Raw genomic sequence first — 12,426 nt, forward strand, 5'->3', positions numbered from 1 at the left:
AAACGTTTAGAACCTTTGAACTTTGAAAGCGTTGTCCTAGAATCTCTAACAATTTCTGAACAAGCTGAATTGATGGCGAGTGCTTCAGTGGTTTTAGCGCCTCATGGTGCGGGATTATCTAATCTTGTGTTTTGTCAACCCGGAACTAAGGTGATAGAATTATTTGCACCCACTCATATTCCACCTTGTTATCGAATTATTAGTAATATTTGTGAGCTAGAACATTATTATTTAATTGGGGAACTTGTGGAAAATGAAGCTTTAGATGATATCAAGTTTTTAGGATTATTAGATATGCGAATTAATATCGAGGATGTAATAAATTTACTAGAATTAGCTGGAGTTACAGAACTTTCTTAATCTTGTAAATTTTCTATCAGGGTCCAGATTATGCAGCCATCTGAAACACTAGAAAATTCTGTCATTGCTTTATATCAACAAGCGTCTCGACATATCGCTCAACAGCAATATGAAGAAGCGATCACAGTTTGTCAAAACATCTTACAATTGCAAGCTAATTTTGCGTTAGCTTACAGTACCATTGGGTTAGCTAAACAATTGCAAGGACACCTAGAGGAAGCTAAATCGTACTATGAAAACGCCTTAAAACTACAACCGAATTGGGTAGAGGTTCAAGCTAATTTAGGGACGATATATCTACAACAAAAGCAATGGAAAAAGGCGTTAAAATACTATCAAATTGCCTTACAGTTAAAACCGAATCAAGTCGGGATTTATCGAAATTTATACAGCGTTTGGATGAATCTTAATCAACCTGAAAAAGCACTTGCTTGTTGGTATCAAATATTAATTTTAGAACCTGAATCTATCCCCCTTCAATCTCATATTGATTTCGGAAAAGATTTAATTTCTAAAAGAAAATGGGATCAAGCAATTTCTGTGTATTTAAAAACCCTAGAAATTTATCCTAATTCCCATCAAGCTTATTATTGGTTAGGAGAAGCGTTCTCTGGAAAACAACAATGGCTAGAAGCAATCAAAGCTTATCGTCAAGCTATTAAAATTGAAAATAATATTGATTGGTTTTATCCCAAATTAGGAAAAGCGTTATTAGAAACTCACCAATGGTATGAAGCTGTTATTGCTTGTTATGAAGCGGCTAAATCTAATGCTTATTATCAAGAGCTATTAGATGAAATTATTCCTAAGATCATACAAGCTCAAGAATTAATTCCGGCAAGTTTAATCTTTGAAGAACAGTTAAAAAAACGTCCTGAAGCAGATGAAATTTATCATATTTTAGCCAATATTTATAAATTTCAAAATAAACTTGATGAAGCGATTTTATACTATACAAAAGCTATTCAAATTAATCCTAATATTTCTCAATATTACGCAGATTTAGGAGACGCTTGGTTAAAAGAAAAGCAATGGGAACAGGCTATTTATTGTTGTATTGAAGCCTTAAAAATTAATCCTGATTTTATGAAACCTTACGATATAATTGCTGAGGTTTTGGTACAACAAGGATATAATAAAGACGCTTTGGGTTGTTATAACGCTAGAGAAATACCCTCTGCAATTCTTCAAAAATATTGTCCCATTCCGACAAACCAACTGACCTTATCTAAGATTAATTCTCAGATCAATTTTATCCCCATTTATTCTGAATCTAATATTACTTTAACTCCCTCAAAAACCGTTTCAAAATCCGAGTTTTGTTTAATGTTTGATCACGCTACAACTCAACAAGCATTTGTAGCTATTTTAGAGAATGCTAGAGCTTGGGGAGATTTAGCCACCAGTGCTATTATAACAGAAAATAACCAATTAGTTACGGATCTTTCAACGGGATGTGCTGAATTAGTTTTATCGTCAAATCAATTAGCACCTGTCCATCAAATTGAGGGAACAATTGCCTTTTTATCAGTGCGTTGGGGAGCAACCTATTTTCATTGGCTTTATGATGTTTTACCGGGTTTTCATTTAATTCAAAAAAGCGGGATTTCCTGGGATGAAATTGATTATTTTGTGATTAATGCAGACTATCCAACTTACCAGAAAGAAACCTTAGTTAAGCTTGGCGTTCCCTTGTCTAAAATTATGGTTAGTATGACTCATCATTATATTCAAGCGAATAAAATTATTGTTCCTTCTCCGAATTTAATGTACAAAAATGTGATCACACCTCAATGGGTTTGTAACTTTTTGAGGTCAGCTTTTCTTCCTCCCAATATTGGGAATATTACACCATATCGTCGGATTTATTTAAGTCGAGAAAAAGCAAGTTATCGCAATGTTATCAACCAAGATAAATTATTTCAATGTCTGAAACCCTTAAACTTTGAAAGCGTGGTTTTAGAAACTTTAAGCTTTTCCGAACAAGTGGAATTAATGGCGACCGCATCCGTTGTAATTGCGCCACATGGTGCGGGATTATCTAATATTGTATTTTGTCAACCTAGAACTAAAATTATTGAGTTATTTCATCCTGATTATGTTCCGATTTATTATCGAGTGATTAGCAATCTTTGTCAGTTAGAACATTACTATTTAATTGGTGAAATTGTTGATAAAACAACAGAAAATTTAACTCATCTCGGACAACTCGATATAAAAATTAATCTCGATGAGTTCATAAAATTATTAGAATTAGCTGAAATTAAAACAACTTAATTCCGGCTTCTAACGTTTGAGAACGTTGTTTTATGGTTTGTTGTAAAACCCAAGCGGTTAAATCGTTCCATTCCGGTAAACGACACAGTTGATTCACGGATAAAGACTGTCCTAAACCTTGAGAATAGTGAACAAAACTTTCTGTCCAATTCGTTAAAGTTTCTACGGTTAAAAAGGGTGTATAGTTCCAAGCTTTTTTAAGATATTCTGCCATTTCACTCGGAAAACCGGTATAATACAAATACCAAGAACTCCAAACTAAGGTACTATACCGCACCCAATTTTCAAGTAACCGAATTTCTAAGGGAATATTAGGAAGATTAAAAAATTTATCTAAAACATAATTAATCGATTTAGCTTGAGAAATTCCATCTCGCATGGTGTTACGGTCATGTTGACGGTAACAAACCGTTGATTGATGTAACCAAGCGGATTCACATCCTAATAATGCTAATCTTAAAATTAAATCCACATCCTCCGCATGAGCTAAACCCGGTTCAAACCCTTCAACTTTTAATAACCAATCTCGACGAAACATTAAAGTTCCCATTGTTCCTAAAGGTTTCCAACGTAACCACATTTCTAAATTCAATTCAGGAACATAATTCCAAGGTGTCGCATCCATTAAAATTTCTCCTTTTTGGTTGACGCGACGCCATCCACTTTGAACCAGTCCTAGTTGGGGTTGTGCTTCAAAAACCGCCAGTTGAGTTGTTAATTTATCAGGAAGAAACATATCATCCGCATCCAGAAAAACAATGAACTCTCCCCGTGCTAAATTTAACCCGTGATTTCGTGCGACAGAAACTCCTTGATTTTCTTGATAAACATAGTGAATGTGTTGAGAATAAGGTTGTAACGCTTCGCGAGTCTTATCCTGGGAACCATCATCCACCACAATAATTTCATAAGAAGAATAAGTTTGATTAAGAATACTTTCGATCGCTTGCCCAATATAGTGTTCGCAGTTGTATGCTGGAATGATAATGCTAATTTGGGGAGTTTTTGACGAATTGGACATAGATTGAATCAAGAACGATATTGACTGTTTAATGTTAAAGTAGATTTTGATCTTCTATCATATCTAAGAATGGGCGAGATCAAGAATTAAGGGATAAAAACTAACAACTGAAGGGGTAATTAAGCTTCCTTGATGGTTTGACTGCTATTTTTTATTATTGTATTTTTGAATCTTGAATTGTGAAAAAATCTATTTCTGTTCAAAAAAACTCTAAGATTCCTTGGTTTGAACGGTTTATGGCAATTGTCGCCACCGTTAACTATGGATTAATTTTATTTAATCTTAGTTATACCGATTTACGCGATTATTATTTTCGCTATATTCCAATTCTGACCCAAATTTATGATCCGTTTAAAGGAATAGAACCCCATCAAGATACAGAAAAATATTTAGAGACCATTGAACGGTTAAAAGTTTCCGTGGCTGAAACCAGTTTAAATTCACCACAAACCGAGATCATTTTAGCACAATTACGGAGTCAAAGTGCGGAAATGGTCAGCGAAAATCCTTTCGCATTAGTAGGAAAAAGCGGAACCTTAGAACGAATTAAAAATCGAATGCGAGATCAGGTTGAAAATCCTAATAATTCGGCTAAGGAATCTTTTAAGATTTTTTGGTCTCCAGCTTATCTGAAACAACAAGGCTATGATCAATCAATGCAGTGGTTTAATTATCAAATTAGCCCATTAATTGCTAGTAATTATTATCGAACTATAGGAGAAAATGGTAAATTTACTCAAAGGTTTTGGAAAATAGATTTACCTTTTATTATCATTTTCTTTTTAGAATTTTTAGCACGAACCTATTTAATTAGTCGTCGTTATCCTAAAGTAACGTGGTTTGATGCTATGTTATGGCGATGGTATGATGCTTTCTTATTTATACCCTTTTGGCGATTATTAAGAATAATTCCGGTTGTCCTGCGTTTAAATCAAGTCCATTTTATTAGTTTAGAACATATTCGATTACAAGTCACTCGTGGATTTGTTGCTGGAATTGCTAGGGAATTGACCGAAGCAGTTGTCGTTGAAGTGCTGGAACAAGTACAACGGGAAATTCAGAAAGGAGATGTGTTCAAACGATTTTTTATCAATCGAAATAAAAAATATTTAGACATTAATAATGTTAATGAAATTGAAGCGATCGCCAATCATTTAATTAAGATAATTATTTATAATGTTATCCCGCAATTAGAACCCGATATTGAAGAATTATTGCGTTATAATATCCAACAAGTGATGCAGCAATCCCCTATTATTCAACAGTTTAAAACGATTCCAGGGTTACAACAAATTCCAGAGCAAATTCAAGAACGGATGATTGCTGAACTTTCTAAATTAGCCACACAAGGCCCCCAGGATGCCTATGCAACGGTGAAAAAAGCCATGGAAGATCCCATTGGCACAAAATTAACCGAGCAATTGGTTAAACATTTTAGTCAGGTTTTATCACAGGAACTACAAAAAGAACAAGGTTTTGCCGAAATTCAAGTTTTATTGGTTGACTTTTTAGAAGAATTCAAAATTAACTATATTCAACAAGTCGATGAATCCAACTTTGAACAGGTTCTAGCCCAATTAAATGAACAAAGACGGTTAACAGAAACCGATTAAATGTTGTCCTCGTTAACAATTACCCGTCAACAGACAACACTCCTGACAATTGCCTTCACTGTAAGCTAAACTAGAACAAGAGGCGAACCCAAAAGGTTCGTCTTTGGCTTCTGGGAGGACACTGTTTCACACGCGGAGTGGGTGAAGCCCACTTTTTTAATGTCAGTGTAACGCCAGAACTTCTGTAGACTCTAATATTCCCGTCAACTATGGCTCATCCCCTGATCCCCGAAATTCTTGATATCGCCACCCCCATCGCCCAAACCTTGGGACTGGAAGTGGTGGGGGCCACCTTTTACACCAATCAGAAACCACCTGTGCTGCGTGTCGATATCCGCAACCCCAGTCAGGATACAGGATTGGATGATTGTGAACGGATGAGTCGAGCTTTGGAAGAACAGTTAGAGACAACCAATATTATTCCCGATGCGTATGTTTTGGAGATTTCCAGCCCAGGAATTTCACCATCTTTAACCAGCGATCGCGAATTTATTTCCTTTAAAGGATTTCCGATCATTGTCAAAACATCCGAACCCTACAAAGGCCAGATTCAACAACGGGGAAAACTCGTTCGTCGGGATGAAACAACCGTTTATCTCAGTCAAAAAGGGCGACAAATTGCAATTCCCCGCGAGTTAGTAACGGAAGTTCTACTCGATGAAAGTGGAGAGGAATAAAGATTTTATCAGGTTCAAAGTCAATCCATCCAAACTTTCTTCTTTTTTGCCTGTTTCCTATTTTCTATCATCATCAAAATTAAAAATTGGAGGATCAAATATTTATGTCAATGGTGAGTTTACCCGGCTTGCAAGATATGATTAATAGTATTTCTCAAGAACGGAATTTACCCAAGCAAGCGGTAGAAGAAGCGTTGCGAGAAGCGTTATTAAAAGGATATGAACGGTATCGACGGACGATCGAAATTCAAACTCAATTTAGTGACGATTATTTTGATAATTTTGATGTAGAACTCGATGTTGATGAAGAAGGATTTCGAGTTTTAGCCAAAAATTTAATGATTGTTGAAAAAGTCAGCAATCAAGATCACCAAATTGCCTTAAAAGATGTACGAGAAGTTGCTCCCGAAGCCCAGTTAGGGGATACGGTCACGTTAGATGTTACCCCCGATCAAGGGGAATTTGGCCGCATGGCTGCCATTCAAACCAAACAGGTTTTAGCCCAAAAATTACGGGATAAACAGCGCAAACTGATTCAAGAAGAGTTTAAAGAACTGGAAGGCACTGTGCTCCAAGCCAAGGTTCTGCGGTTTGAACGACAATCGGTGATTATGGAAGTCGCCAGTGGTTTTGGTCGCATGGCCGTTGAAGCGGAACTGCCCAAACGGGAACAACTGCCCAATGATAATTATCGAGCCAATGCCACTTTCCGAGTTTATCTCAAAAAAGTCTGTCAAGGTTCCCAACGGGGGCCCCAATTGTTAGTTTCTAGGGCCGATGCTGGGTTAGTCGTTTATCTGTTTGCTAATGAAGTCCCAGAAATTGAGGATGAAGTGGTGCGAATTGTCGCCGTCGCGCGAGAAGCTAACCCCCCTTCCCGTCATGTTGGCCCCCGGACTAAAATAGCAGTAGATACCTTAGATCGGGATGTTGATCCGGTTGGAGCCTGTATTGGCGCCAGAGGTTCACGGATTCAAGTCGTGGTGAATGAACTGCGGGGCGAGAAAATCGATGTGATTCGTTGGTCTCCCGATCCCGCCACCTATATTGCCAATGCCTTAAGTCCGGCTAGAGTCGATGAAGTCCGTTTAGTCAATCCCGAAGAACGTCGCGCCCATATTTTGGTTCCTGAAGATCAATTAAGTTTGGCCATTGGGAAAGAAGGACAAAACGTTCGTCTGGCGGCGCGATTAACCGGATGGAAAATCGATATTAAAGATACGGCTAAATATGATGCTGCCGCCGAAGATCAAAAAATCGCTGAAGAACTCGAACGTCAAGCGTTAGCCGCAACGGATGAGGACTTAGACGAATTGGGCGAAGAGGAGTAGAGGGAGCGGGCGCAGCAGGGGGAGCAGGGGGAGCAGGGGGAGAAGAGGAGCAGGGGGGTAGGGGGAGAGAGGACAATTATTGAGAGTCCTGACTCTGCGATCTGTAAGCCTCAACTGTCAACTGTTAACCGTCAACTGTCAACCCATGATCAAAAATCAGCGTCGTTGTGTTGCTTGTCGCCAGTTAGCCGGGAAAGAAAGCTTCTGGCGATTTGTCAGGCTGTATCCATCCCATCAGGTACAATTAGATCAAGGAATGGGTCGTTCAGCCTACCTTTGCCCCAACCCCGATTGTTTAAAAGTGGCTCAAAAAAAAAATCGACTGGGACACGCACTCCGGGCTTCTGTACCAGAGGAACTGTATCAAATCCTATGGCAACGTTTAACAACCCCTTCAGAACTTTCTGAATAAACCACCTGTTTTCGTTCACAATGTAAGGAGGTATTAATTTCCCATTTAGTCTCTAAACCTATTCCCCAGATAGAAGACTGGGATATCCAAGTTTAAGCAGAATAGGAGAAACCGGCGAAATTGCCCGATGATCTGCCTTCACCCGAAGGGTTAGATCTGCTAACTTGAGTAAAGGGACTTATCAAGATTTGAGGGTTTCAAGTTCAAAAAAATTAAAATAACATTAAGAACTATCACAGCAGCCCTAGCCTTTACATTCTTGACTGTTGCATCACAATCCTATGATGATATGGTTATTTAAAATGTAAAAATGTAAAGGTTACTGTTGTAAGAGTAAATCACACTATGTAAATATCAAACAATTGGAGAGGGAGAGCGAGGGGTCAGTGGATGAACAACGCCAAAGTCAGAATTTACGAACTATCACGGGAACTTAATTTGGATAACAAGGACATCTTAGCGGTGTGCGAACGGCTGAATATTTCAGTTAAAAGCCACAGTAGCACGATTTCAGAATCAGATAAAGAACGGATTGAAAAATATGTAGCAACTCACCCGAACCCGGGTCAGCTTGATGGAAAATCAGAGCGATCGCATCCCAACGGGAAATCATCCGCCGGGACACCGGGTGAGAAGAAAAAACAAGAAATTTTAGAGATTCAGAAGCCGAAAATTCGGCCCAACTCGGATTTTTCCGGTACGGTAGCCTCTCCGAGTTATGGCGAGGCAAATTCCCCAGCATCAATGTCAGTAGCCACTCCACCTAAGCCACTTGTTTCTCCGAAAGCACCTGTGAAACCCACGTTGAACCGACCTGTGTTATCGAAACCCAATGCTCCTACTGCTGCCGACGGAGCAGGGACTCCATCCGAAACGGAATCTTTCCCAACACCTGCGGCTGAATCTTCCCAAACCGAACCCATTGACATTCAATCTCCGGCGGAGGAAAGCCCAACCCGTGTTGGAGAGGTTGCGCCCCAAGAACTATCTGAATCGGCTCTACTGTCTCCGCCCCCTGTGAGACCAGCAGCACCTGCTCCTGTGAGTCCCTCGGTTTCTGCTCCTGCACCCATCATTAAAAACAAACCCGTTCTTAAGAGCAATAAACCCACCCCTAAACCCGTTGAAGCCAAATCTAAAACAGACGGGTCAGAAAGACCGACTCCTAAACCGCAACCCGTTCAATCGACCGTTGCCCCCGACGGGAAGAACAAAGACTCAGACGGCAGAAAACCAGCCCGAAAAGAGATCAGCGCACCGAAACCCAAGCCGGTTCCTGAATTGCAACCCCCTCCTGCCCGTAAAGCTGTTCCTTCTCTTGATGAGGATGTAGAACCGACAGAGACGGCTGAAGAGGAACCCTTAATTGCCGCCGATGAGTTAATTAAACGGCCCAAACGAGCCGTGACTCTGACTCGACCGAACCCCCCGCGGACTGGAAAACGAGGCCCCGATTGGGAGGAAGAGGAAGAAGAAGTTGTAGATCCTGGTAAAGTCAAATCTGCTAAAGTCAAAGCCAAGCGACGGGCTAAACCCTCCTTAGATGAGGACGAAGATGAAGAGTTAAATTTATTGTCCCTGTCTAACTCAGCCAATAGCATGGTGAGTCTATCTCTAGCCCGACCTCCCAAACCCAAAGGTGGGCCTGGACAAAGTAACGTGGCAGCACCGACGGCTAAACCGAAAAAACAAGCTCCCAGTCGGGGTGGTAGTTCCTCATCGTCGAATGTGCGTCGCACAGAAGCTAAACCCAAAGCTGAACGTCCTGAAAAAGTCGTGGTACCGGGGCCAATGACGGTTCAGGAACTCGCCAATGCTTTAGTTCTGCCAGAAACGGAAATTATTAAACGTCTCTTCTCCCAAGGCATTGCGGTTAATATTACAGAGACGCTGGACTATAACACAATTCTGTTAATTTGTCAAGATCTCAACGTTCAAGTTGAGACGGAAGCCGAGAAATCCGACGCGGTTAAACCGGATAATATTCTCAACGCAGAAGACCTGGAACATCTGCAACGTCGTCCTCCAGTGGTGACGATTATGGGTCACGTTGATCACGGGAAAACCACCCTTCTCGATGCGATTCGTGAAACCAAAGTGGCTCAAGGAGAAGCGGGAGGCATTACCCAACACATCGGAGCCTATCATGTCGATGTGGAACATGAAGGCCAAATGCAACAAGTGGTCTTCCTCGATACTCCGGGTCACGAAGCCTTTACCGCCATGCGGGCTAGAGGAGCGCGGGTCACCGACGTGGCAATTTTGGTGGTGGCTGCCGATGATGGAGTTCAACCTCAAACCATTGAAGCGATTAGCCATGCCAAGGCGGCTGGAGTTCCGATTATTGTGGCCATCAACAAAGTTGATAAAGAAGGAGCCCAACCGGATCGGGTGAAACAGGAGTTAACGGAATTTGCCCTGGTTCCCGAAGAGTGGGGCGGCGACACCATTATGGTTCCCGTCAGTGCCATTAAAGGTGAAAATCTCGATACCTTGTTAGAAATGATTCTATTAGTGGCCGAGGTTGAAGATCTTTATGCCAATCCCAACCGGGCAGCGAAAGGAACAGTGATTGAAGCCCACCTCGATAAATCTCGTGGCCCGGTGGCAACTTTGTTAGTCCAAAATGGAACTCTGCACGTGGGAGATATTGTTGTGGCAGGTTCGGTCTTGGGTAAAGTCCGGGCGATGGTCGATGATCGCGGCGATCGCGTAGACGAAGCCAGTCCCTCCTTTGCGGTTGAGGTCTTAGGGCTGCGGGATGTACCTGCGGCTGGTGATGAATTCGATGTGTTTGAGAACGAAAAAGAAGCCTCGGCCTTAGCGAACTCACGGGCTGAAGCCAAACGACAAACCCGCTTAAGTAAAGGTCGGATTAGTTTAAGTGAATTCTCGGCTCGTGCTCAAGAAGGGGAGTTGAAGGAACTCAACTTAATTCTCAAAGCCGATGTTCAAGGCTCGGTGGAAGCTATTGTTAATGCACTGAAGAAACTGCCTCAGAAAGAAGTGGAACTGCAACTGCTCTTAGCGGCACCGGGTGAAATTACCGAAACGGATATTGACTTGGCAGCGGCTAGCGATGCTGTGTTACTTGGATTTAATACCACCTTGGCTCATGGGGCACGACAAGCCGCTGATCGCGCTGGGGTCGATATCCGTGATTACAACATCATTTATAACCTCTTAGATGATGTTCAAGCGGCTATGGAAGGGCTATTAGAACCGGAACTGGTGGAAGAAGCCCTCGGTCAAGTGGAAGTCCGGGCGATTTTCCCCGTCGGACGCAGTACCGTTGCGGGATGTTATGTCCTGTCGGGTAAAGTGATTCGTAACTGTAAAGTCCGAGTCCGCCGTAAAGGTGAGCTTGTTCATGAAGGCGCTCTCGACTCCTTGAAACGGATGAAGGAAGACGCCAAGGAAGTTAACGCGGGTTATGAATGCGGAATTGCTTTGGATAATTTCAATGATTGGATCATGGGAGATATCATCGAAGCTTATCGGATGACGACCAAACGTCGGACTTTATCCCTATAACTGATATTGGTCATTTCTTAACAGCCACCTGTATTCGACTTAGAGCGGGTGGTTGTTTTCTGTTTAAGCATCTGCGGGATTTAAGGGAATCATTACCCAAGTTGTGTAGGTTCCAATGGGACTCCAAAGGACAAACGGTAGGAGTAACAAAGCGGCGGTCTGAGAAATAGGCCAAACACTAATCATCAGCATAATTCCTAAAATAAAACCTGTTCCCCCTAAAATCGTTCCGACTCGTAAACTTTTCATCTTACACATCACAGGAGTTTGACACTCTCAGGTCTGAAGACGCTGAGATTCTAACTTCGACCTAGATACGTGCTGCGACCAGGGTTTCCCCAAGAAGAGTAGAGGTTTCTAGTCCATTAGCGTTACTTTGGGGATGCCCTCCCCTAGCTTGTTTTGCAAGAGCGAGAATGTTTTTTGCAGCGTTTGTGTCTCTATGTAGTTCGCATCCACAATTACAAATATGGGTGCGAGTTGATAGAGATTTTTTAACAATTGCCCCACAATTAGAACATCTCTGTGAGGTGAAATGGGGTGCAACTGGTATTGCTAATTTATCGAATTTAGCTGCAAAATCTTCTATCCATTGTCGGAACAAATACCAACTAGCATCACTAATTGATTGAGCTAAACAGTGGTTTTTAACCAAATTCCTAACACTTAAATCTTCGTAGGCTACTAAGTCGTTAGACTTGCATACGTTACTCGCTAGTCTTTTAGCGTGTTCATTCCGTTGCCGACTTACTTTTAAATGTTTTTTAGCGTAAACTTTTCTAGCATTCCGTCTACCCGATGAACCTTTAATCTTTTTATAGATTTGTCTCTGAGATTTTTTAATAGACGTTTCCGCCTTTCTCAAAAACTTGGGATTCGGTTCTTGATGTCCATTAGAGTCTGTATAGAAAGATTCAATTCCTACATCAAGTCCGATTTCCTTCCCGGTTCTGGGTTGAACATCGGTGACAGTAATATTAAGACAAAACTGGCAGTAATATCCATCAGCACGACGAATTAAACGCACCCGTTTGATATCTTTAAGATTGTAAGTATGGAGCTCCCATTTTCCCAACAATTTCAGCTTACCAATACCATTTTTGTCAGTAAAGGTGACTTGCCTTTTGGTGGGATGTAATGACCAACCCGATGTTTTGTATTCAACGGAACGGCCATCTTTCTGGAATTGGGGATATCCTTT

Annotated in this window: 9 protein-coding genes and 1 pseudogene; 7 read left to right on the top strand and 3 right to left on the bottom strand. The window is 41.2% G+C overall.

Annotated elements, in window-relative coordinates; genetic code table 11:
• On the top strand, positions 1 to 360 hold a 360-nt coding region (locus ACKPEB_RS05645; RefSeq protein ID WP_408963856.1), incomplete at its 5' end, for a glycosyltransferase family 61 protein.
• Positions 361 to 390: 30 nt separating this feature from the next.
• Positions 391 to 2,637: a tetratricopeptide repeat protein gene (locus ACKPEB_RS05650; RefSeq protein WP_408963857.1), complete on the top strand. Its 2,247-nt coding sequence runs from the start codon at positions 391 to 393 to the stop codon at positions 2,635 to 2,637.
• Here ACKPEB_RS05650 and ACKPEB_RS05655 read toward each other — a convergent pair.
• Positions 2,624 to 3,658, bottom strand: coding sequence for a glycosyltransferase family 2 protein (locus ACKPEB_RS05655; protein WP_408963858.1), 1,035 nt, complete (start codon positions 3,656 to 3,658; stop codon positions 2,624 to 2,626). The genes ACKPEB_RS05650 and ACKPEB_RS05655 overlap by 14 nt on opposite strands.
• Before the next feature lie 179 nt (positions 3,659 to 3,837).
• Here ACKPEB_RS05655 and ACKPEB_RS05660 point away from each other — a divergent pair, with 179 nt between their 5' ends.
• From ACKPEB_RS05660 to infB, 5 genes are all read left to right on the top strand, one after another.
• Complete coding sequence (locus ACKPEB_RS05660; RefSeq protein WP_408963859.1) at positions 3,838 to 5,271, top strand: hypothetical protein; 1,434 nt, start codon at positions 3,838 to 3,840, stop codon at positions 5,269 to 5,271.
• Between the two features lie 209 nt (positions 5,272 to 5,480).
• Positions 5,481 to 5,948, top strand: coding sequence for a ribosome maturation factor RimP (gene rimP / locus ACKPEB_RS05665; protein WP_408963860.1), 468 nt, complete (start codon positions 5,481 to 5,483; stop codon positions 5,946 to 5,948).
• A gap of 104 nt (positions 5,949 to 6,052) precedes the next feature.
• Positions 6,053 to 7,279, top strand: coding sequence for a transcription termination factor NusA (nusA, locus tag ACKPEB_RS05670; protein WP_408963861.1), 1,227 nt, complete (start codon positions 6,053 to 6,055; stop codon positions 7,277 to 7,279).
• A gap of 145 nt (positions 7,280 to 7,424) precedes the next feature.
• A complete protein-coding gene (locus ACKPEB_RS05675) occupies positions 7,425 to 7,691 on the top strand; it encodes a YlxR family protein (protein WP_408963862.1) in 267 nt (88 codons plus the stop codon).
• 390 nt (positions 7,692 to 8,081) lie between these two features.
• Complete coding sequence (infB, locus tag ACKPEB_RS05680) at positions 8,082 to 11,225, top strand: translation initiation factor IF-2 (RefSeq protein WP_408963863.1); 3,144 nt, start codon at positions 8,082 to 8,084, stop codon at positions 11,223 to 11,225.
• A 63-nt stretch (positions 11,226 to 11,288) separates the two neighbouring features.
• Here the strand turns inward: infB and ACKPEB_RS05685 are convergent.
• Positions 11,289 to 11,492: pseudogene (locus ACKPEB_RS05685) on the bottom strand (tryptophan-rich sensory protein); the annotation flags it as partial.
• Between the two features lie 43 nt (positions 11,493 to 11,535).
• On the bottom strand, positions 11,536 to 12,426 hold an 891-nt coding region (locus tag ACKPEB_RS05690; RefSeq protein ID WP_408963864.1), incomplete at its 5' end, for an RNA-guided endonuclease InsQ/TnpB family protein.

Origin of the sequence: Planktothrix sp., assembly GCF_046067725.1 — a bacterium.
In the GTDB taxonomy this organism is placed as follows: domain Bacteria; phylum Cyanobacteriota; class Cyanobacteriia; order Cyanobacteriales; family Microcoleaceae; genus Planktothrix.